The sequence below is a fragment of the Bacillus sp. AFS037270 genome (assembly GCF_002585305.1).
In genome coordinates, this window is sequence record NZ_NUNF01000048.1 from 1 (window position 1) to 24,096 (window position 24,096).

Below are 24,096 nucleotides of genomic sequence, written 5' to 3' on the forward strand. Positions count from 1 at the left end.
CGTATTAAACTGAGGGAGTTGAAGAGGAAATTCTAGTTTTTAGTATCTTGGGCTAATTCTTCACGTAATTTTTTTATCTCTTCAGTTTGGTCTATGATATTATTATTCATTAATCAAAAAAGCATACGAAATTCTTTCAAAGCTTTATGAGTTTAAGGAAGAAGCAAAATACCAACAAGAATTATCCAAATCCGTTTTGAAGATATTTTGTACCACCGCTCTTTCTTATCAGGTATTTCATGCGTTATTGGAATTTCAAAATAAATTTCCTAATATCATGGTTGAAATTCGAGAAAATACACCCAGTAATGTATTGAAGGATGCAAAATTGGATGAATGTGATATTGGTTTATTACAAGCGGATCATCCAGATTTAGAAGAAGAGCTTGGCATCGTTTATGGGGCTTTAAACAGTGGAAGACTATGTATATGCGTATATAGAAATTCAAGACTAATTTCACATAAATTTGTTACTCCAGATGATTTAATAAATGAACAAATTATTGTTTTTAACGAAGAACATGTTAAACAATTAATGGATTCACTCTTTCCTAATAATAAAGTGGCATTCCTTACAAATAATCTTGATATCATTCGAAAATCAGTAGTAGCAGGGCAAGGTATCTCCATTGGCTATGATTCCGTAATTAAAAACGAACCTGAAGTGCTTAACGGAGATATAAAACTCATTCCTTTTAAAAATATTGATTCCAATCAATCTTCAGATATATCATTTTGGCATATACGATCCTATGACAGGACTTTTCCAGAAAAATCCAAGTTTTTAGGAATGTTTAAAAATTTATTGTTAATATCCTGAATAACGAAAATCCCCCATCCAAGTATAATTGGATGGGGCTTTTAACATCTAATATTGCTTTATTTCTATTCTTAATCTGGCCATCTGTCATCTTTTGTTTTTGATTCTATAACAAGAACTAGTTCTTCTATAATATCGTTTAAACTCATATTGCTTGTATCTTTTCTTAAAATGCTAGAAGTTTTGTATAGTAAAGCTTTTTCTTGTTCACTCATAAATATAGTTTTTTCTTGTTCATTCATAAAAATCCCTCCATTTTTTAATAGAATGCTGAATTTTAATTCTAAGCGGTAAAAACCCAACTTATTCTTGGAAGATCTTTAAATAAAAAATAAATTCAACTTCTAATCTGATTTAATATACTGATTTAAAATTTTTCTATAATCATTTATGGGTGATTCATTAGTTAATCGTCTGTCTAACTCATTAGCCAATAACTGAATAAAGTCTTTGCAAAGATTTAACTTAATAGCAGAATTAAATGCTTCTAGCAATAGTTCAGTACTAAGGTTATGCATACTTGTTTCACTCCACTTTACTCAAATACCTTCTTTCAAGTAAGAATATGAAAAGGGAATTCTCAGTTGTAAAATGCCATCAGCCAATGTAGCTCCCTGTTTATTTTCAAAAACTCTTGATATTTATACCATCATTTAATTTCAAATATAAGGAACAGTTCTAATCAAGAAATAAAAAAGCAGCGTGCCTTTAAAGGTGAAGCTGCTTTTTTTGTCCGATATAGGATATTTATTAATAAGAAGGGCTCATTCGAGACAGAATGTGTTTTTTCTTTAGATATGTATACTATTTACTTGGAGCAACTAGTACACGCAAGCTATCTTCCAATCGATGAGCAATATCTTGATGAGTTTTTCTTGCTTGTTGTAAATAGTTGTCTGTGACAGCTTCCCAAACATTCAGTGCTTCATTTGTATATTCAATGAATTCCTCGCAATTTTGTTCAAAAAGCTTCTCTGCTTTTTCGCTTAAATCAAAGGCTGCGTTAATTGGAGTTAAATAAAGCTCCTCTAATTTACTAGCTGCTTCATTTACTTGACTTTTTAAAGATTCAGTCACTTCTTGAGCAGATTCATTTGTTTTCATAATGGAGTTTTGGAAAAAACCTTTACGGAAATCACTATTTAAATTTATCGCTTGTTCCAAAAGACCCTTTAAAGTTTTGCGGTATACTCCATTGAACTTTGTTGTTTCTTTTATAGCATTTAAGTAAAGTACTTGGCTTTGTTCTCTCAGTTCTCCTGTACGAGATACTGCACCTTCAACATGACCCCAAAGCGTTTCAATATATGAATCCGAAACAAAACTTGTTTCTTTTTGTTGTTCTACTTTTTGAATCTCAACTTTTGCAACCTCTACTTTTGGAACCTCCAATTTATTAACTTCCTTTTTTAGAACTTCTTCTTTTTGCTGAATCACCTTTTGAGCCATTTTCGTTCCTCCTCATTTATTTTTTAAATTTCTCTATTTTATCCTCCGTATTAAATGGAGAAATGTAGAGTTCAAGAAAACTAGAATACACTGTAAAAAATTGGTGAAGCATGGATTGGTATTGCTCGAGTTGTCTGGCATGACCTTTTAAGTACGTTTTACCAATATCTGTTATTGAATAACATCTTTTGGCAGGACCGCTTCCATTAGTAAGCCACTCAGATTGCACAAGATTGTCATTCTCTAGTTGCCTCAACAATCGATACAAGTTTCCTTGGTCAAGAGTTTGAAAACCGAAAGCTTGAAGCTTTTGATTTAGTTCGTAGCCATGAAGTGACATCCTACTAAGAAGCAATAATATAAATGGAACAATAAAGTTCTTAGATGGAGCAACATTATTTTCCTTTTTAGAATTTTTCATGACTACACCTCAACATAATTTCTATATATGTATTTTACATATATAAGTTATGCTTCGTCAATTACAAATAAACAATAAAATGTATAAAAGCCCTTTTAATGCTGAATTAATAAAAAATTTCTTTTCATTATGGAAATAATCTGATATTTATATTTGTATTATAATTTTTCGATAAGTTAATGTATATTACATATATGTGATTAATTCGACAGTGCTACTAACACCTATTAATTTTCTCCATGTTGTATGCTCACTCGATCACACCAACGACTGTTATGTGACACACAAAAAAGGATGTTCTGCACTCAGGCATGGAACGTCCCTTTACATTACAGGAAAGATGAAGAAGACGAACCTGTAGACGTTCAACTTCTCTTTGTAGGCGTTCAACTTCTCTTTCAAGCTGACCTACTCTTTCTTTAGAAGGTAAACTTTATTAATTAAATACCGAGCTGGCACAACATATACATACAACAGAAAAAAATTGATAAAAATTTTGAACTACCCCTTAATTGTTCTAGAGTTAAGATATTTATTGATTAAATTCAAAAAACCACAAGTGATAATTATCCTTGTGGTTTTTTATCTTAGTCTTAACTCGTCAACATATTTGTAAGCAATCCAGTCTCTATCTCTTGTTACTAATCAGTCGATTTCTTTATGACTTAACTCAGATATACAATAAGAATTAAAATTTTCGCTTTAAAGAGTTTTTAATAAGCCGATTCACCTATTTTGAAGATAGGAGATTATTAATTTCTTTATCAGCATCATTCATTAACTTCTCAGGGTCTTCTCCTCCTAATAATTTTTCAATCATTGGATTAACAATATCGGTATTAAGTTGGCTAAATTTAGGTGAAGCAATCATAAATGGCTTAGCGTAATCAATTTGCTTTGATAACTCAGAAACAATTTTAACTCCCTTAACCTCAGAATCGTCAGCAACAGATTTGAGGAATGGAGGAAAACCATTGTCCATGCTCCATTTTTTTCCGATTTCAGTTGTGTTCCAGTGTTTAATAAATTCATAGATCGCTTCTTTTTGGCTTTCTTCTGTACTTGAAGGAACGGCAAACCCAACACCATCTAAGATCGCTTGTTTAGTTCCATCGTTTCCAGTTGGTAATGTGGTCACACCATAGTTCACTTCATTTTTCTTTAATCCATTATTTAACCACGGGCCGTTTATTTCAATTGCTAATTGACCAGCATACATAAGATTGTCAACATCTGCTCCTGAGATGGACTCAGGACCCGCTTTTTGCTCATAAATCATTTTTTTCACTTTTTTCATGACTTCAAGGGTTTCATCAGAAGCGAAATCTAACTTTGTACCTTTTTCGTCAGTAAGAGCACCACCACTATTTAGAATCCAGTTGTAAAGGATTGCATTTCCTTTGTCCGGGCGTACATATAATAGTCAATATGAATTTAGCACATATTGAAATTAAAATTGTTGATGATAGTTGTTTAATGAGAAAAAATAAAAAGGCTAACTCTTTGTTCTATTATATAAATGAAGATATCTAGTATGTTTCCCCTACGTATTTGGTGCACGAGACAGAATCAGACGAATCATTTTCAACTTCATCATCATCAAATATCGCCTCTTGCAACCCTGTCATGCCGCTCCAGTAATAAGCGATACTTTTACACGCTTTTCTGCCGTGCGACGAGGAAACCTAACCTTAATCCTTTAAAAAATATGATAAATCATGATGGTACCTCCAATTTTTTTAATTATTAAACGGCTGCCCTTTTTAGCGCAAAGGCTCCGTCTATTCAAATCAATATTTAAATTACGTTACAATTTATTAAGCATTCTGATTTCTGCTATCTGCGAGTTCTTTCGTAATCTGGGCCTGCTTACTCTCTGAAAGGTCATACCACAGTACAGCTAATTGGATCAAGGTAACGGCAGCAGGAACAACACTCATTAAGACCTTAAGACCTAACAATGTAGAACTGCTTTGTTCTGCTGCCCCTCCAACATACCCAATAAGGGAAAGCGAACCGGCTGCTATCGCACCTGATATAGCTGTGGCGAACGTTTGTAAAAATCCGGAGAAAGACCCCATAAGTGCGTTAATATTTTTTCCAGTTTTCCACTCAGAATAATCCATAACAGCTGGCAACATCGTACCCTGGGCAGGGGTAGCAAGCCCAACAAATAAATTTCCTACAGCAGTTAATACCAAATACATGATAACACCGGTTGAAGAAGGTGGAATGAGTACAATTGCTGCCGTTGTTACTGAACCAACAATAATACTTAAAATCAAATTTTTTCTAATACCGATACGTTTAGAAACTATTGAACTAAATGCTACACCAATGAGAGTTGGCAGCATACCAACCGCTCCGGCAATAACCATTAACCCCTCATTGTGGAAAAAGTACTTAAAAAAATAGATAGTAAGACCGGATCTTATACCTCCAGATAAATTAATAGCAAATATATATATAAATGTAATTAGAGCATATTTGTTTGTAATAACAGTAACAAACATTTCTTTAAGAGACGGTTTATTCTCATCCGTTATTACTTGAGCTATATATCTTTCCTTTACTGTGTATTGTTGGAATACTGCTATTAATATCCCAATAACTGCAACTGCCCCCATAATAATGGAAAATCCTAAGGCCGGATCACCACCGCCTACCCTTTTGTATAAAGGCTGTATACCCATTTGCGCAGTCAAAATTGCTATCATCATAAAAAAGTAGCTAATTTGATTAATTGACATCCTTTCATTAATACTCTTTGTGATGGCAGGCACTAATGCGTTTGCAGGTGCTTGTTCCATTGACTTAAGAGCACTGTAAATAAAATAAGTAATCGTAGCATATACTACATTTCCAGTAGGACCGAGGTTGAAATTTGTAAAGGTAAGCCATCCAAAAATACCGATCAAAGCACCGGTCAATATATACCATGGCTTATATTTTCCCCAAGGGGTTGTTACTTTATCTATAAATATTCCAAAAATTGGTGCCAAAAAGGCATCGACAATACGAGCAACTAGGAATAATCCTGCAACATATGCAGCGCTAATTTTCATAATGTCTGTATAGTAAAATAATAAGAATACTTGTATGACTTGACTGTGAAATACCCCTGTAGTACTATTCAACGTTGCAGCTAACTTCTCACTAAATTTAAGTTTTTTGTCTTCACTTTCTATAACAGTTACACTTTGGATAGCTTCTGGTGAATTCATTAATACTTCCCCCTCCTATATTATAAATTTGTTGTCAAAACCACGTGTTATTAACCTTTTATTTCTTCCACTCCCTCATATAAAATTTGGTAATCACATAAAACCGCAAGCTAACTGCTACTAAAATAAATGTCTTTTACCTCGATGATTAGTAACCGTTTTCATAACGCTATGGCTTAATGATAATTAAAAACCCATTAAGACTCTCGTAATTTTTTGTGTTAAAGAGTAGAATTTTGCACGATTTTCTTTTTGCTATTATAGCGTAATATATTGTGCTAATTCGTAAAATTTATATAATTTAAATAAGACCGTTAAACTGATATAAAAAAAGGGGAATTTATAGTGAACATGACAAATGGATTAGAACAAATCAGCAAATTTACCTTTCATTTTTCAAATATGGATACTTTTTTTGTAGATCAATCAGCTACTATTAAATTAGAGAATAGTCTCACTACATTTCCAGAACCGTTAAAACCTTACTTTTCCGGAATGATTGAACGTTTGAACCTAAATGACTATGAATCTGAGTACGACGTATCATTTCACTCAAATTCTTATAGACTAAATTTTATATCGGCTAAAGTGACTGATGATGGTAAATATATTGGAAGTATTGTTATAGGCCCGTATCTCCTGGAGGAGCCAACAATATTCATGATTGAATCCATCATTTCAGACAACAAAATGGCCATTTCACTAAAAAATATAATGTCACAGTATTATTTGACACTCCCTATGATTAGTACATATAAGGCAAATAATACGGCCGAATTTCTTTCCTATTTGGTATCAACTTTTCATTCCTACACTTTTGAAAATCTAAAAATAGGGGCCTTATCCTATGACTTTCAAACAGAACACCCAGTTCCTTTCGATTTAATAAAAGAAAATACGGAGCAAGCAATGGAGACTATTGAAAAAAGATACCGCATGGAAAATGAGATGCTGTATGCGGTGGAATCAGGTAATATAGAATTATATAATACAATCATGACCGAAAACCAATCTACGCTGAATATCTCTCACCGAATTCCGAATGACCCTTTGCGTTCCATTAAAAATACGGGGTTTGTGTTAAACACATTACTACGAAAAGCAGCCGAAAAAGGAGGAGTTCACCCCATTTATCTTCATAGTTTATCAACAAAATTCGCCGTCCAAATTGAAAAATGTATATCCTTTCAGCAAACTTCAGAATTATATAGATCTATGCAATTAGGCTATTGTGATGCGGTAAGAAAGCTCTCATTAAAGAACTACAGCTCTCCAATACGTAAAGCGATAGAATATATCCGGATCAATTTGAATCAGAACTTGAGTTTGGATTCTATTTCTGGAGCTCTTAATCTTAGCCCATATGAACTGTCCAGACAATTTAAAAAGGAAACTGGTAAAGCGATTACGGAATTTATAAATAACAGAAGAATTAATGAAGCACTTTACATCTTGGAAAATGAAAATATTTCAATTACGGATATTGCATTTATGGTTGGATTTAATGATGTTAATTATTTTACGAAGGTCTTTAAGAAAATAAAAGGCCTAACACCGTCAGAGTATAGAAAAAATAAAAGTTAGTTCATAACAAAAAGAGGCTGTGTTGACAGCCCCTTTTCTTAGCTTACGACTTTTTTATTTTAGTTAATTCTTTGTTTAATATAAACATCATTTTTTCGGTATAGACTTCTTTGGCCATGGAAGATACTTGATCAACCGTCATTCCTAATGTCATAGCAAACATTGGATGCTCATCGAGCTTTCCTAAATACTTTCTAATTACCTCCTTGGCTTCTTCATTGTTAACAATTTCTCCGAAGGTACAGCGGGTGGAGTATACATCCTCGGAAATCTGGATCTCTTCTAATTCCACATCACTCAAGTCCGGCATTTGAAACCAATTTTCTACTGCCTCTCCTTTTCCTTCATCAGGTGCCTCATAGCTTGGGTTAGGCTCCGAAACCTTATTAAAAACAGCCGTATCTTCCAACACAGCACCCACATGGCTGCTTACTGCCTTAACTAAATTTACTCCTTCTTGCAATAAAACATCTTCAAAAATAAAGACCCTGTCATTACTAACTTTTGTTTCAAGCTCATTTCCATTCACAAAAAGAGATACATGATCACAATTAGAATAGACTTTGATATTTATTTCCTCTTCCGCTCGGTCAATAAAACGTTTGCTAGCGATATGTACAAATTTTACATCACTCCAATGAGCCTTATACATATAAAAGGCATCCTTTTTAATCTTTCTATCGTAGGTCACCAGGCCCTTATTGTTTCTTCCCTTTACGCCGCCTTCATCACGGATATTAGCCCCGAAATCAAACATATTCCATACATAGGTTCCCCAAAGGAAAGGTTTCATTTCAAAAATTTTCCAAATTTTTTCATGGCACAATGCATGATACTCTTCCGAATAGTCCCTAACTTTTGGATTACTGCTATGGTATTCAATAATTCCCTCTGCTCCGTATTCTGATATACATAAAGCGACATCTGGATTAGTCTTGTGGAAACGATCAATCCAATCAGAAAAATCTTCAGGTTTACCAGAATACCATCCAAAATAGTGATTAAATCCAAGTACATCTGTTGTAAAATTATATTCGTCTGAATCTCTAACAAACGAAACATTTGCCATTGTAGACAGTCTCGTATGATCCTCTTGCTTTGTTAACTCGTGAAGCTCCTTAACAAGTTTTCTTACTTCAGGTCTTTCACCGCCAATTTGTATTTCATTCTGTATCCCCCAGAACATAATGGAAGGATGATTAAAGTTCTGCCTGATTAGTTCAATCATCTGTTGTTTTGCATTAATACCCTCTAGTTCTGATGTCGACATAACGGATATAAAGGGTATTTCAGCCCAAACAACCATACCCTCTCTATCACACAAATCATAGAAATGTTGGTTATGCTGATAGTGAGCAAGTCTTATGGAAGTAGCTCCAATCTCTTTAATTAACTGCATATCTTCAATTTCTTCTTTTTCCGTGATTGCCCAGCCCATATCTTTTCGATCCTGATGCCTTGAAACACCTTTTAATTCAAGCTGCTCACCATTTAAAAAGAACCCTTTTTCGGGATCAACATTAAAAAATCTGACCCCAAAAGGAATAGATAGTTCGTCGAAGGTATCATTGAAACTCACGATTGATACTTTTACATCATACAAATAAGGCTTTTTCCTGCCATTCCAAAGTGTAGGATTTACTATTGTTGCAGGCATTTCTACTACTTTTGTTTCACCAGTTGGTATGAGTACTTCTTTTGCAGCATAGGCAGCAATATTACCTTCTGCATCCAGAATATCTGCCCATAGCCTTATTTTTTTATCTTCATCATGGTCATTAACTACTCTAGTTTTGATTATCAAGGAAGCTGTCTCATGACTTACTTCCTCCTGAACAATATATACTCCAGAAGAACCATAATCCATTAGATCAAAGTGAACTGGAATGGCAATAATAAGATTTACATTTCTATAGATTCCACCGTAGAAGGTGAAGTCAGCCTTTTGTGGATAGACATCATCGACAACAGTATTATCCACTTTTACGGACAACATATTTTTGCTGTCAAAATCTACAGCCTCCGTAATATCGAACCTAAAGGTAGAGTATCCACCTCTGTGTTGACCCATATACTGACCGTTTACATATACATCTGTGATACTGTTAGAGCCATTAAACTCAATAAATACCTTATTTCTCTTTGCTACACTATCTAGAACAAATTCTTTCCTATACCAGCAAGCACCTGTATAATAGTTTAATCCATTTGCACCATCAATCGCATTCCAAGTGTGGGGGACATTTACTTCCTCCCAGCTCTCGTCGTTATAGGACTTATTCATTGCCTGTATTTCATCTTGCCGTATAAATTTCCAGCTACTATTTAGATTTATAGTTTTTCTCACAAACTAGCCTCCCTTTCTGTTTATAGAAAAATGCAGTATTGATAACGATTTCAAAATCTATTAAACATTTATTTCCCTATTTCATTCTCCTCCTTATGGAAACCCTATATACTAATTTATTTTTGAAGTTAATACATTGTTTCAGAGATAGCCTATTGCATTACCTCATCTAGGAAGGATATACCCCCAATGTTATGTTCTAATAATAATTCAAAACACTAGTAATCTCTCGTAATTTTTTGTGAGAATTCGTAAATTAATTACCTTTTTCATTTTGGTATTTCATACTTTGCTTTTCCTAATGGTAAAAAAATAACCCGACAGAGCTTAACCTGTCGGGATTAATTCGCATTACTTTTTTAAAACAAATTGTTAAAAACTTGTGAACTCCCTTAAAGCTTTTTAAATAATCTTTTTCACCGAATTCTGATTAATTGTTAAGCTTAACTCAGGTATTTCTAAAAAATTCTTAATTGCTAGAGCACAAGCACCCATTACACATGCCCTTGTACCGAGTTCTGAAATGAATAACTCTTTATAATTACTGAGAGAAGTTTTTAAGTTTGATTTAATTTTACTTACTGCATCAGGAAACAATTTTAATAATTCACTATTTAAGACTAGTATTTCAGGATTTAGTAGATTAATAATATTATTTAGGCCGATGGAAACATACTTTATAAAATCATCCATTTGAGTCATAACAGCTGGGTTCCTTGCCTTAATAAGATTTTTGATGTCATTGCAGGTCAATTTTGGTTTATCAAGTTTTTGAGATAATTGATTAAAGTAGCTAATTTCAGAAGCATACAACTCCCAACAACCGACTTTCCCACAATTACAAGGTTTTCCTTCCGGATTGATAATCATATGACCAATTTCACCTGCGTAGCCATTATACCCTTTTACCAGTTCTCCGTTAATTAAATATCCTAGACCTATTCCAGAATACATACTGATGCTGATTAAGTTCTCACTTTGATGGTAATGATATACTTTTTCTGCAAATGAACATAAATTTGCATTATTTTCAACATAAACTTTCATATTTACATTTTTCTCTAGGTCACCTTTTAGGTCCTTGTTATACCATTTATGCTGTGGAACAAAACTGATTGTTTCATCATTATTGACCGTTCCATGGATACCAATGGCAACACCAATAATTCCAAAACGACTATGGGAAAATTTTTCTTGGTAACCTTTAATTTGCTTGATTAAGATATGAAGTATCTCTTCATAATTAGAGTTATCCCACTCTAAAATCTCAGAATATACTGGATTTCCCATTAAGTCAGAAACAATAAATGTAATATTTCCATGGTCCAGATCAATTCCTAATGCATAACCAGCTTGTGGCCTAAGAGAAACCATAATAGGCTTTCTTCCAATATTTTTACACTCTGGATGAGATTCAATAATCAACTCTTGATCTAATAAATCTGCAACCCGTGCAGAAATTGTTGCTTTCGTTAGATTTGTAATAGTAGCTAACTCAGACCTAGAGATCGTCCCATGTTTTATAATTTTGCTCAGTATCAAGCTTCTATTAATCTTCTTTAGATGAGTCGCAACACCAATTTCCATAGTTTACCCTTCTATTCCAATAAAATATCTATCTGATAGGATTACAATTAGATTTTAAATTATTTTACCTCAATTAAATTTTTCATATTTTTAGCAATCAGCCCAACTGCTCGTTTTGGACTCAAACGATATAGTTTATCCATGATTTTTGAATCTTTACCTGCTAACACTCTGTATTGATCTGTTTCCATCCCATATACAATGATTTCGGCTGCTTCCTCTGGTGTTAATAATTTGGATAGATCTTGCTCGCTTGCATTCGTATTTGTAGCATCCTCTACCCCAGAGTTTTTCATAATATCTGTACCAACACCACCTGGGAAAACAACGGTTACTTTTACATTTGTATCTTTAAGTTCAGCGTGTAATCCTTCAGTCATCAGTTTAACAGCAGCCTTTGATGCACCATAAATGGATTGGCCCGGAACAGGAAGAAATCCACCCATACTAGAAATGTTCGTGATATGTCCTATTGACCTTACCAACAGATAAGGCAGGAAAGCTTTCGTCATGTAAAGCGTTCCGTAAAAATTGATATCCATTACTAGTTTGATTTTATCAAAATCAAGGTCATTAACATGAACAAACGGTTGAATAATCCCCGCATTATTAATGATTCCGTCTACAGCCCCATGATGAGCGATGACTTGATCTGGAAGTGCTTCAACAGCCTCTCTTTCTGTTAGGTTCACGATGTGAGTGGATAGTTTATCCCTTTTTTCACCAGCTTGCTTAATCGTTTCTTCCAGTGCCTCTCTGTTAATGTCAACAGCAGCAACACTCGCCCCTTTAGATAAGAGGTTAAGGACTAATTCACGCCCTATACCGCCTCCAGCTCCTGTAACAACAATCACTTTGTCTAAAACTTTCATTTTAGTACTCTCCTTATGGTCTACTTCAATTTAGAATCTCCTTAAATTATTGGTCCAGAATTTTCCTATAAGTATTAAAGTCCAGCCTTTTTAATATGACCTAAAAACGAAAGGCTTTCCTTCGGATATCTAGTTTGCGTGGATCGATCAACAGATATTAACCCAAAGGTTTGGGCATATCCTAATTGCCACTCGAAATTATCTAATAATGACCAATAGGTATAACCAATCACATTAATCCCCTCTTCAAGACATTGATACACACCAGTTAGTGCCCGTTCAATAAACTCCACTCTTTCCTCATCTTTGTCCGTAGATATACCATTTTCTGTAACAATGATCGGTTTATCCCAATGTTTAGCAACAAATCGCAAGACATTTCCCAATGCCTCTGGATAATATTCATATCCCATTTTTGTTAATCTAGCTGTTTCATCCGGTTTAACAACACCATCTGGCCCATGTATTTTCCTTGAGTAATTTTGGACTCCTAAAAAGTCATCTTCTTGAAGAAACGGCAGATAGTTAAGAAAGTCCTCGTACTGCTCCTTTTCAACGAATGATTCTCCACCAGGTAACGCTTGATGGTCATAAAGTGAAAAGGTAATCCCAACCTTAATATTTGGATTCACTTCTTTAATTACGTTTCTTGCCTTTTCATGACATTTCATAATGATGAGTTCACCATTTTCGGTTCGTGGGGAAAGAAAAGGTTGTACTTTCCTAGGGTCAATTCCGAAGGCCTCTCCCAAAGATCGGTAATATTGCTCCATTGTCGCTTTCATATCGACATTTAGACCAACCTGGACATCTACACTATCCTCTTTTTTTGCTGAATTTTTTTCATTAGCACCAGTCATCATTCTTTTCATGATCTTCTCTATCTGTTTACCCATATTCGCTTCATTAATCGTACAAATATAAGGAATTAAATGGCCCAATTCCGAAACCACATACCGACAATAATTGCCGAAGTACTCAATGGTTGATTCACTTTCCCATCCCCCCTCTGAAATCAACCATTTAGGTGATGAAAAGTGATGTAAAGTCACAATCGGTGTTACATTGTTTTGATGACAGAACTCAAGGACTTCTCTGTAATGTTCAATCTCATTTTGATCAAGTTTGCCTTTGGCAGGTTCGATTCGCGCCCATTCGATTGAAAAACGATACGTATTCAACCCCGCATTGACTAACAACTCAATATCTTCTTTGTACCTATGATAATGATCAACGGCATCTAAGGACGGCTCTTTGTACATCGTGCCAGGGATATGCTCCATTGTCCAAAAATCACTGTAGACATTATTACCTTCCACTTGGTGTGCCGCTGTAGCAGCACCAATCATAAAATCACTTGAAAATTTAATCATATATATCCCCTTCATCCCTATTATTTGGTTATTTATCAATTATGGTCTCTTAAAATCTAAACAAATGTATTCATAAATTCAGCACTAAGCTGAAATGACTTTACAGGTGATTTTTCCACCCAATTTTTGTGGCTCTCCAGAATAACAACTTCTACACCATTCTTTTTTGCAATATCTATGTGTTCTTTCAGATTCATATTTCCGTACCCTAATTCCATGTTGTCAGACTTTAGAATAGCCCTTTTAGCGCCTGTCACTCTGGTTCCCCAGTCATTGATGTGATACAACTTCATTCTTTTGCCCAGAAAATTCATCAGTTCCAACGTATCGCATCCGGCCTCAGCAGGCCAATAAGAACTCAAAATTTACATATTGTGGATCCGTTTTCTCCACTAAGAGCTGAAATGTCGTTTTTCCTGGTTCAACTTTACGGAATTCACAGTTATGATTGTGATATAGGAAATGAATCCCGCCTTCCTTCAACAATTTCCCTGCCTGGTTTAATTTGCCTGCCAGTTCAAGTACCGCCTGCTTATTGGAATAATCAAAACGGTGCATCCCTGTAACAACAACATAATCTGTTCCATACTCCTTTGCTTCGGCAATGATATCCTGGGAATTTTTCAGGAAACTTCCTAAATCCTCATGAATACCGATTACTTTTAATCCAGATTCTGCTATCAATTTCTTCCAGTCTAATTTTCCGCTGCGTCCTATCGGCATACCTTCCAGCCTTGTCAAGCCGCGGACAATAATAGGCATTTTCTTAATCATGAATCCGCATAGCTCAATTCCTTCATAACCTGCATCTTTCACTGCATGAAGGGTCTCCTTTGCCTTTTTCTCTGTTCCGATTACAGTCCGAAGTTGAAACTGTTGAATTCCTTTTACTGGCAAACTATATCCTCCTTACTTCTGTATATCTTGAATATCAACACCATCTGTTAAAATAAATTAGTTCAGAATTAAGCCTAAAAAAATCTCAGTGAACCTTAGCTCGTTTTACTCTTTTTCAGGAAGATATTTAAAATATTCGAAATGCGCAGGTGTCGTCGATGCCTTTCCGTTTCCTGTTGCATACATGGCGAAATATATTCCAGTAAACCCACCAGCAATTTGAGTTGATAGAAATGATGTTTCCCCACTACCTAATACTTTCTCTACTCCATTTGCTGATTGATAACTAAAGGTAAAATTTATATCGGTAGCTTTTACAGTAAATACAACACTCGGTTCGTCATACTCGATTTTTCTTTCCACCTTCCACAAACTTCCTACACGACGGCGGTATAGAATGATCGATTTCCCATATTGGACTGTCTTTGCAATATCATAATGAAAGTTCTCGTTCATAAATACGGTTAAACCAGCTTCTTCCCCATCTTGATTAGGGGAAAATTCCATTAACGTGGAAACCACACAGTTGAAATGTTGCTGTCTGCGACCAACGAAAACTGGTGATCCTGTGTCATTTAACGTGCACGGCTGACCGTTGAGTGTCAATGATCCTGGTTTTTCGGTTAATGACCATGATTCAACATCTGGATTTCTGTAAAAATTCCAAACGTGTGATAATGATTTGCTATCAAAATCATCGTTTTCCTGCCATGTCTGAGTAGTACTTAACGGAAGTGCTTTGGCATCATGCTCCACTTCAGCTCGAACATTGTTTCCAATCACCGGCCAACCTTCTTCCGACCATGCTACTGGGGCTAGGTTCGTTTCCCGGCCTAAATGATGGAGTTTTGTACTTTTGACAGGTCTTATCCCTAAAAATACAGCCCACCAAGTACCATCTGTTGCTTGTACTAAGTCAGCATGTCCAGTCGCTTGAATTTGCTTCTTACTGCTTCGATTGGACAAGATCGGATTATTAGGGTTGCTTTCAAACGGACCATACGGACTCCTGCTTCTCGCTATTGTCACCATATGTCCAAACTCTGTCCCTCCTTCAGCAATCATTAAATAATACCAGTCATTAATTTTATATAAATGAGGACCTTCCGGAGAACTATTACCTGTTCCTTCCCAAATCATCTGGTTCTCGCTTACGAGTTCGCCTGTTTCTAAATCAATTTCTGCCTGAAAAATCGCTTCTGTTCCAAAGCCCGGAAAGCTTGCCCCAGTCAGGTACACTTTGCCGTCATTGTCAAAAAACAAGGATGGGTCATACCCTCTCCATCCTTCGATAAAGATTGGTTCAGACCACGGACCATCTGGTTGATCCGCCCACACATAGAAACTTTTCATGATTGTAATATTAGTTGTAATGACATAAAATCTGCCATTATGATGGCGAATAGTTGGTGCATAAATGCCTTGTGACCGTACATGAGAATGTTGACGAGTTAGAGGCAGTTGACTTTCAAGTGTTAATACATGACCAATCTGCTCCCAGTTCACTAAATCTTTACTATGAAAGATTGGAATACCAGGGAAATATTCAAAAGAGCTAGTTACTAAATAAAAATCATCTCCAACCTTACATACACTTGGATCCGGATGAAAGCCGCTAATAACTGGATTGGTGTACTTCATATCAACAGGTCCTTCCTTTTTGAATGATTGAAATCTAACTTTTTAGACTATATTGAAACCACTTTCAAATTTATAGTAACATTGACATTATAATTGTTATGGTAATTTAGTATGTTTTTTAGTACTATTAATAGAAAAATAGGCAATATCTCTGCCAGGGAGTTGATAATAGGTGAGCACGTTCTCCGAAACGATTATAAATAGGTGTCATCTCGTTGCAGAAACATTTGATTTACCCGTTCTTTTCATCAATCCAAATGGAGAAGTTATCTTTGAAAGTTTAAACAATCACTCGTTAAATCCTTTATACGAAAACCAAACGGAAAAATTTTTAAACCCTTTGAATTTTAAACCTAGTAAAGAATACCGGTTTCCAGTTATTAAAAAATCGGTATTTTCTGAGAAATATATTTTTGTTAGTGTTTTCAATAATCAAGTCTTTGAAGGTACTGTTGCAACGGGACCTGCTCTTTCCTTTCCATTATCTGAAGAGAAAATAAATGGCATCATTAATGACTCTTATGCATTTTTCTATCGAGAAAAAGTATTTCATTATTATAGATCTTTACCTATAATTGGACATGAAAAACTGATAAATATAAGTGTATTTATCTATCACTTGTTCAATAACGAACTTCTTTCACCTAAATTAATCATGAGTGAGAATGCGAAACTATCGGATACGAACATAACCAATGAAAAAGTCGATTTAACTGTTTCACACAATCTACAATATAATATCGTTCATCATGACCGCCTGTTTGAAAAGAAACTCTTATCTATAATAAGAGAAGGGAGAGTCGAAAACTTAAAAGAGCTCTCTGCAATAAAAGAAGAAGAAGCGGCTAGTATTTTATCTAAGTCTAGTTATCTTCGCTCTAACAAAAACCATATCATTACTCTCATCACTTTAGTTTCTAGAGCTGCTATTGATGGTGGATTGCATGAGGAAATAGCTTTTTCATTACATGACAACTTCATACAACAAGTGGAGGAACTAAATCGATTAGATGAGATTAGAAGCTTGGCAGGGGATGCTCTTTATACATTTGCGGAAAAAGTAAAAGAAATAAAGGATGAACAATATTCCAAAACAATTACAACCTGTAAGGATTATATTTACAAACATATTTATGAAGAAATTAACCATAACGATATAGCCAATAAGGTTGAGCTAAGCCCGAAATACTTGTCCTTTTTGTTTAAAAAGGAAGTTGGCATGACCGTTAGCGAATATATTCAACAAACAAAAATTGACGAGGTAAAAAAATTACTTGCCTACAGTAACACTCCCATATCTGATATTTGTTCGTTATTAAATTTTTATGACCAAAGTTATTTTACGAAGGTATTTAAAAAATTGGTAGGTATAACACCAAAGCAATTTAGGGAAAGACATCATCTGTTAGATAAAAAGTAACCCTACGGTGATACTATAGGGTTTATGTTTATAAAAGCCGACTCTCAAAATCAAATTTACAAAGGAAGAGTCGGCTATTTAAGCTTAGCTACTTACTTATATATCTTAAGTGGTAAATGAATCAGTGATTGGCCTGGCGCAGAATCAGTTAAATTATTCTCCAAGTCAAATGATGCAATTGGCTCAATTCGAGAAATTTTTTGCAAAAATGTGGTTAATGCTATGTTCAATTCTAATCTGGCAAGAGGCGCACCAAGACAAAAATGCGGCCCATTACCAAATGATAAATGTCTTTTATTATTTTCCCGATGAATATTCATTTCGAATGGATTCTCAAACATGGTTTCGTCCATATTGGCTGCGCTCATCCACGCAATGACAACATCTCCCTTTTTAAGTTCGACACCCCAGATATTAGTATCCCTTTTAATGAAACGTTCTCTTTTACCAATATGAAATCGGTAACGAAGCATTTCTTCAACTGCTTTTGGTACAAGTTCCAAGTCGTTTCTTAATTCTTCATATAAGTTCTCATCATCATACAAAAGTGAATAAAAAATGCTAGACATCGCGTGACCTGTTGTTTCGATACCTGCTCCTAACAAAAGCATGGTTGTTCGAACGACCTCATCATCCGTAAATCTTTCACCATTTACTTCCGCCTTCAATAAATCCGAGATAATATCATCAGAGGGATTTGACCGTTTTTGAACAACTAATGGATACAGGTATTGGAAATATTCTATGGCAGCAGCTTGCTTTTTCATATCGATTTCCTGCTGTTTATCTTTCGTATATGGTTGAAATAGAATATCTACCCATTTTTTATACATAAGACAATCTTTTGAAGGGACACCAATCAGGTCGGCCATTACCATAGTCGGAAAGAGCCCTGCCAGCTCCTCCACAATATCGATAACAGTATCTCCTATCATGTCATCTACTAGTTGTGTAGCAATTTGTTGAATCCGTGGTTCCCAACTTTTTAGGCTGCGTGGTGTAAAAGCAGCTGACAATAGGGACCTACTTTTTTGATGTTGGGGAGGATCAACTTCGGTAAGATTCAGTTTATCAGGGATCGCTCCTTCCTTATTATTTGCACCGACTCCAATCGTTGTTTTATTGCCTACACTTGAAAATATTTCATGGTTGCTTAATACCTGTTTGACGTCATCATATCTAAAAACATTCCAGGTATCGGTTTCTTTATGATAGAATACAGGATCGTTATTGAGCATTTTTTTATACCATTCAAGAGGAAAAAACTCTTCTGACTTAGTTTGAAATTTTGTAATATCTTGTAAGGAAATCATTTCTTTCATATGTCCACCTCTTTTATTTGTATTTTCTGCATAAGAGAATTAAACGTTATCAAAATGCTATGTTATTAAAATACTTTGTGATTAAATACCTTCATTTCTATTAAGTGCTTTTTCTTGTAGCACATTATTCTTAATTATTCTTCAACCAATATATGAACTGGTCCCAGCAGGCCGCTTGGCTCATGTTGTGCAATGCGCGAAAGTGTGTCAGGGTTTTCCTTCACAAGCGTATTAGTCACCTCTATAACAAGTGAATTTTTTCCCTCTCGCAGAATACCGCTTAATTCAAACTGGTACGGACCCGAAATACGAACTCCTAGAGATTCATCATTTACAAATACCTCAGCTGTTTCAAACACTTCCCCAAGATCAATCATTACTCGTTTCTCTTCTGTAGTCCAATTGAATTCTGTTTCATATCGTAATGTACCAGAAAAGGATTGTAAGCTGCCAACACGACTTATATCAGTTAATGACTCAAGTGGCCCCCAAGGGGTAAAGGAAGGATATTGCAAGGACGTTGCTGTTGAAAGTGACCAAGGACCTTCTATAGTAGATGCGATTTGTAGCTTATTCAAACTAGGGCTACCCTCTATTCCTGAAAGATCTGAACCAGAAACCACTACAATGGTTTCAAACGGTGCTAGCTTAATAGAAATAAGTGACTTCGCACCCACTGCACTTACGTGAGCATCCCTGACAATATTCTCATACGCATCATAGAACAAAATTTTCCCTGTAACTGGGAGCTCAACCTCGGTAACGATCTCATGAATGGGATGCTCATTAAAGAACATAAAGACATCCATTTCCTGGTGATTAACATGAAAATAACGTAAATATGGTTGAGGACCTTTTACTTGGATATCAAAGTATCCAGTGTTTTTCATTTTTTCAGCAAGACCATCTAATAAAATGACTTCAACACTTTCATTTGCTGCCAAAATTTCAATCACATCATCTATAACCTCACCTTCACATGAACGTTGAGGTAGTCGATCTATAAAGAAGATTGGCAGGCCTTGTTTTGCAAAATCAGCAAATCGTTTTAACACTCTAGTTGGTAATGCTTCAGAATAAGGTATAATCAAGCAATCAAAGGTCTCATCTTGAGAAATCAGTTTTGCATTTTGAACTTCTACATCCCCTATTATGGCATCACACGGAAGAATATCGCAGTCAATCTGGTTCCTCATTAATTCCTTCACAGGCTTTTGAAAATACATAAAGTTGCCTGACCACTCGGCTTCAGCATGATACAAAACAGCTGCCGATGCCACATGTGTACCTCCTGACAAGAGATGGCTCATTCGATTTGTATACTGATTCAAATATTGATAATAGCGGTATTGAGGATTCTTCCCTCGCGCGTACATGTGCGGAGGACAATCGTAATCCGGATATTCCTTCGGCGAGAAGGCGTGCGGAACAAAATAATTGACACCACGAACGAGCATATGGTCAGTAAGCCATTTCATTAGCTTTAGCCCTTCCACCCAGCCATAGGCACCAAAAACTTCTGCCATTGTACGGCCCTTCTTTTTCGGATCCAAATGCGCAAGTGACGCTGCCATTTTTGCCATCCCGTAATTATAAAACTCGTTATCAGCTTCCCCTGAGAACTTTCTAGAAGGAATTTCATCGAAACCTGGATTAAGCTGCCAGAGTACGACATCAAGCCCAGACATATCCTGTCCTCCCAATGCTCGGAAGAAATGCCCTGAACCAGCGCCTAACCTAGTATGAAGATTGTTGTCCTCTAGAATATGGCCGATATACTCGACACCGTGCTCCCTGCACCAATCACCAATCTGCATGGTGAAATTTTCAGCATATAGCTTGCTTACCAGATTCATATAACTGAAGCGTATTTTTGAAGTCATTTTTCCGCCATCGTGCCAAAGGAATGGTAAAAACTTTTTGTAGTCAGATCCAAACTCCTCTTCTAGCAATTTATCCATTTCTGCGCTCCAAGGTAATGTAACCCCTTGTTTACCAAGTTTTGAATCATAGTCAAACGTATCCTCATCATTATAGAAGCCGGGCTCGTCCGAGAAAAATCCCGCAATTGTACGCCCGAAGTCATCACGATAACGATCGTAAAATGCCTCGTGAACTGTATCTATAAGAACTCGAACCGATTCCTTTACCAAAGGATTCAAGTAATCCTTCTTTTTAGGATCTCCGTTCTTATCATTTTCAATGATCGTAAATATCCGCCAATAACCTTCTGGAACATCCCAGTAAAGCTTCCCATTCTCAACTTTTGCTGTTAAATCCTTAATTATATCTGTCAATTCTCCTGTAATTGAATCACGTTTTATGGCGATTACAGCCGATATATCACCTCCTCCTGTTTCGAAATAACCAGGTACATAAGGAACCGGAGCTACCATAAAAGAGGAGTTACGTCTTGGTCCCACTGCATCAACATGATTGACTGATAAAAAGAGACGACGTAGCTCTTTTGGGGCATCCTTCAAACGACCGGCTGCATGACCAGTTGGAAAATGGTCGTCGTCAAGGATCCATACACGCATGTCACGGGCTCTTGCTTCCTCCATGATAATATCCATGTCTTTCCACCATTTGGGGCCAAGAAAATCTGGATGCGGGCGTGCCTCTACACACACCGCTCGTATTTTCGACTCATGTATACGGGCCATTTCTTCTCGAAGTACTTCTTCCTCTTCACCATGCTGCCAAAAAAAAGGTAAAATATAATTATCTTCGTTACCTGCTAACACATCATCCAATCTACTAGACATTTTTCCACCTCAATATTTTATTAAAATATACTTATCCTAAAGGTTCTGAGGATTCTCTTATTTTTATTTAGCCGCTTTCTATTCATAGATTAATAGATACCCAGTTATTTTTATGGTATTTTAGAAGTATTTTTTGTAATTTATTCTGATAAATAGATTTTTTTAAGGTCAGAGCAGATCTATAAACAGGTGTCTTCTTCAGGTCAACTTATAGGTCTACTTGAATTAATCTAAAATTTCAGGATGCATCCATTTAACAGGTGTGGTTTTTCCTGCGCCAGAGCCCGCATCAATAGGAAGCGCCACCCCGCTAATATAACGTGATAAATCAGATGCCAAAAATAGTGCTAAATAACCTACTTCTGTTGGATCACCAAGACGACCATTAGGGGAGAAAATGTTTGCATATTGCTGTATGGTTTCTTCAGGTGTGTCGCCCCAAACAGACGTACGGAATGTTCCTGGACAAATGGAATTAACTGTTATATTATGTTTTGCATAGTCTAATGCTGCACTCTTTGTAAACCCGATGACCCCGTGTTTTGCTGCCGTATAAATTCCCATTGCATTATTCCCTTCAAGACCTGCCATAGATGCGATATTAATAACAAATCCAGAAGGAGATTTTGATCTTAAAATCGCTTCAATTCCAAATTTCATTCCTAGGAAAACGCCTTTTAAATCAACCTCAGTTAAGTAATCATATTCATTTAATGAAAACTCATGTGTTGGACGGTTTTCAGCAGCAATGCCAGCATTATTAACGATACCATCTAAACACCCATAAGTATAAACAGCAAAATCGACTAATGCTTTTACTTCTTCCTCTTTACTAACATCCGTTTTAAAGAAAGATGCTTCTCCGCCTTTAGCTTTAATTTCATCGACGACTTTTGCACCTTTTTCTTGGTTTAAATCAGCTACAACTACTTTCATCCCATTTTCTCCGTAACAAAGTGCAATAGCTTTACCGAGTCCATCAGCAGCACCTGTTACAATTGCAACCTTATCCTTCACGCTTGAAAAATCAGTCATGTTAAAACCTCCATCCACAATTTAAACAGTATTAGTTTTCTCCCAGAGGGAATCCTACTAAGGCTGAGATTACTTTTATTGATGGTATCCATCAGCTATAGATATTATTTCTTCTCCTTTTTTAATTGCAAAGTACACTGCGATAAACTATTACCAGTGACCACTCTCCGACACAATTATATTTTCTAACAGAATCTTAATATGGTAATTTCGTAATATAATTTGTACTATAATACTTACTCGATAAAAAAAAGTGACTTTATGATCAAGTCAGCCTTAGTTTATTTTGAGTTTGATATAAAAATAGTATGTGTAATCCCATATCCGTTTTAATATAAGCAAAAAAGCTCCTAAAGTATTAATTTTCTGAAAATAAATTAAATAAGAAATCAAATGAATACTATATACAAATCTAGTTAACATAACAGTCACATTCGGAACCAGCAGATTACAAAAACCTTTGGGCGTCAAGGGATTTTCTGGGGTACCACCAGCAAAACGCAGTTATCTGTACTAGGAAATCAGGAGTATATAAAGTATTCTAAGAAGAAAAATTGAGTAAAAAGTTACTTTAAATACTTGATATCTTAACTTCATAAATAATGTATTTAACGTATTTACAGTAGTGATGTCTTATCAATGAGAAACATCGAATAACCTTGCTTGATTAACCCGTATAATAGACATATTTATCCTCCTAAAATATTAATAAAAGTCCTTGCGAATATTCACTTTAATAAATATATTTCCTTATTTCCTATAGTTATGTGGTAATTATGATGAATTGCTATGTATTTAAAAAGAAATACCTATTGTAAAATTTACGTGATTGAAGAAATCTCTTTGAAAGGAGCATGGGTAGGAAAAACACATCATGATCATCAAGAGGATACTAATCTAATTACAATAAACTAGCATTCACTTGAATTCAAAGAAGGTATAAAAAAGTAATTAAAATTGTATTAAGTACGGGAATATTTCATGCCTTTAGAATTTTAGTCACTAAAATATCTAAGTTGCCCTTTAACGTTAACCTGCTGACTGCATTAGTAACGGCGGTACGCTTTGGGCTCTGTTTCACGTTTTCATGCCGTTTTAACTCTTAAATCCCTACCATAAACGGTTTAGGCTGCTGCTTCTGATCCTTCCAATAATCCCGCTACACCTTTATTTGCTCCGGCGTTACAAAGGTGAACTGTCACTTCTTAACGCCTCGAACGCGATTAGCCATTGCGTCATCTCCCCGTTTCTATATACCTTTATTATACTCAAACAAATGTTCTGTATAAATAAAAAAGAAAAACGCTTCTCTTCCTTAGAGCGCGTTACTTTCTAA

The 24,096-nt window shown here is 35.5% G+C and carries 19 protein-coding genes; 3 read left to right on the forward strand and 16 right to left on the reverse strand.

All coding sequences use genetic code 11. The features are described from left to right. Positions 1 to 196 precede the first annotated feature (196 nt). On the forward strand, positions 197 to 820 hold the full coding sequence (locus COD92_RS22520) for a substrate-binding domain-containing protein (protein ID WP_176541286.1): 624 nt from the start codon (positions 197 to 199) through the stop codon (positions 818 to 820). 71 nt (positions 821 to 891) lie between these two features. On the opposite strand, the gene COD92_RS32210 is transcribed toward COD92_RS22520, so the two are convergent. The 6 genes from COD92_RS32210 to COD92_RS22545 all read right to left on the reverse strand — a co-directional run bounded on the left by COD92_RS32210 (position 892) and on the right by COD92_RS22545 (position 5,914). Next, a complete protein-coding gene (locus COD92_RS32210; RefSeq protein WP_176541285.1) occupies positions 892 to 1,062 on the reverse strand; it encodes a hypothetical protein in 171 nt (56 codons plus the stop codon). A 102-nt stretch (positions 1,063 to 1,164) separates the two neighbouring features. Next, entirely contained in the window at positions 1,165 to 1,338 is a 174-nt protein-coding gene (gene sda, locus COD92_RS22525) for a sporulation histidine kinase inhibitor Sda (RefSeq protein ID WP_098531576.1), read from the reverse strand. A gap of 286 nt (positions 1,339 to 1,624) precedes the next feature. Then, a complete protein-coding gene (locus COD92_RS22530; RefSeq protein WP_098531575.1) occupies positions 1,625 to 2,269 on the reverse strand; it encodes a hypothetical protein in 645 nt (214 codons plus the stop codon). Positions 2,270 to 2,285: 16 nt separating this feature from the next. Continuing rightward, positions 2,286 to 2,690 carry a poly-beta-hydroxybutyrate-responsive repressor gene (gene phaQ, locus COD92_RS22535; protein ID WP_098531574.1) on the reverse strand — a complete coding sequence of 135 codons (405 nt, stop codon included), beginning with the start codon at positions 2,688 to 2,690 and terminating at the stop codon, positions 2,286 to 2,288. A gap of 730 nt (positions 2,691 to 3,420) precedes the next feature. Continuing rightward, positions 3,421 to 4,080, reverse strand: a complete 660-nt coding sequence (locus COD92_RS22540) for an extracellular solute-binding protein (RefSeq protein WP_098531573.1) — start codon at positions 4,078 to 4,080, stop codon at positions 3,421 to 3,423. Positions 4,081 to 4,507: 427 nt separating this feature from the next. Beyond that, positions 4,508 to 5,914 (reverse strand): MFS transporter, encoded by a 1,407-nt coding sequence (locus COD92_RS22545; protein ID WP_098531572.1) that lies wholly within the window; start codon positions 5,912 to 5,914, stop codon positions 4,508 to 4,510. Between the two features lie 351 nt (positions 5,915 to 6,265). Here COD92_RS22545 and COD92_RS22550 point away from each other — a divergent pair, with 351 nt between their 5' ends. After that, the gene (locus COD92_RS22550; protein ID WP_255286718.1) at positions 6,266 to 7,498 is read left to right on the forward strand and encodes an AraC family transcriptional regulator; all 1,233 of its coding nucleotides are present in this window, start codon (positions 6,266 to 6,268) and stop codon (positions 7,496 to 7,498) included. A gap of 43 nt (positions 7,499 to 7,541) precedes the next feature. Here the strand turns inward: COD92_RS22550 and COD92_RS22555 are convergent, their stop codons facing one another. The 7 genes from COD92_RS22555 to COD92_RS22580 form a co-directional block, all read right to left on the reverse strand. After that, positions 7,542 to 9,845, reverse strand: a complete 2,304-nt coding sequence (locus tag COD92_RS22555; protein ID WP_098996563.1) for a glycoside hydrolase family 2 protein — start codon at positions 9,843 to 9,845, stop codon at positions 7,542 to 7,544. A 402-nt stretch (positions 9,846 to 10,247) separates the two neighbouring features. Then, positions 10,248 to 11,432 (reverse strand): ROK family transcriptional regulator, encoded by a 1,185-nt coding sequence (locus COD92_RS22560; protein ID WP_098531569.1) that lies wholly within the window; start codon positions 11,430 to 11,432, stop codon positions 10,248 to 10,250. Between the two features lie 59 nt (positions 11,433 to 11,491). Continuing rightward, complete coding sequence (locus COD92_RS22565; protein ID WP_098531568.1) at positions 11,492 to 12,304, reverse strand: SDR family NAD(P)-dependent oxidoreductase; 813 nt, start codon at positions 12,302 to 12,304, stop codon at positions 11,492 to 11,494. A gap of 74 nt (positions 12,305 to 12,378) precedes the next feature. Next, complete coding sequence (locus tag COD92_RS22570; protein WP_098531567.1) at positions 12,379 to 13,677, reverse strand: glycoside hydrolase family 1 protein; 1,299 nt, start codon at positions 13,675 to 13,677, stop codon at positions 12,379 to 12,381. Between the two features lie 56 nt (positions 13,678 to 13,733). Further along, entirely contained in the window at positions 13,734 to 14,000 is a 267-nt protein-coding gene (locus COD92_RS32525; protein WP_218011299.1) for a hypothetical protein, read from the reverse strand. Positions 14,001 to 14,016: 16 nt separating this feature from the next. Further along, entirely contained in the window at positions 14,017 to 14,574 is a 558-nt protein-coding gene (locus COD92_RS22575) for a sugar phosphate isomerase/epimerase family protein (RefSeq protein WP_218011298.1), read from the reverse strand. Positions 14,575 to 14,679: 105 nt separating this feature from the next. Continuing rightward, positions 14,680 to 16,215, reverse strand: coding sequence for a glycoside hydrolase family 43 protein (locus tag COD92_RS22580; RefSeq protein WP_098531566.1), 1,536 nt, complete (start codon positions 16,213 to 16,215; stop codon positions 14,680 to 14,682). Between the two features lie 172 nt (positions 16,216 to 16,387). Here COD92_RS22580 and COD92_RS22585 point away from each other — a divergent pair, with 172 nt between their 5' ends. After that, positions 16,388 to 17,635: a helix-turn-helix domain-containing protein gene (locus COD92_RS22585; RefSeq protein WP_098531565.1), complete on the forward strand. Its 1,248-nt coding sequence runs from the start codon at positions 16,388 to 16,390 to the stop codon at positions 17,633 to 17,635. 92 nt (positions 17,636 to 17,727) lie between these two features. Here COD92_RS22585 and COD92_RS22590 read toward each other — a convergent pair whose 3' ends face one another. The 3 genes from COD92_RS22590 to COD92_RS22600 all read right to left on the reverse strand — a co-directional run bounded on the left by COD92_RS22590 (position 17,728) and on the right by COD92_RS22600 (position 22,760). Next, positions 17,728 to 18,957, reverse strand: coding sequence for a cytochrome P450 (locus COD92_RS22590; protein WP_098531564.1), 1,230 nt, complete (start codon positions 18,955 to 18,957; stop codon positions 17,728 to 17,730). A gap of 134 nt (positions 18,958 to 19,091) precedes the next feature. Continuing rightward, positions 19,092 to 21,725, reverse strand: a complete 2,634-nt coding sequence (locus tag COD92_RS22595; protein ID WP_098531563.1) for a glycosylhydrolase-like jelly roll fold domain-containing protein — start codon at positions 21,723 to 21,725, stop codon at positions 19,092 to 19,094. A 225-nt stretch (positions 21,726 to 21,950) separates the two neighbouring features. Beyond that, positions 21,951 to 22,760, reverse strand: a complete 810-nt coding sequence (locus COD92_RS22600; protein ID WP_098531562.1) for an SDR family NAD(P)-dependent oxidoreductase — start codon at positions 22,758 to 22,760, stop codon at positions 21,951 to 21,953. Positions 22,761 to 24,096: the final 1,336 nt, after the last annotated feature.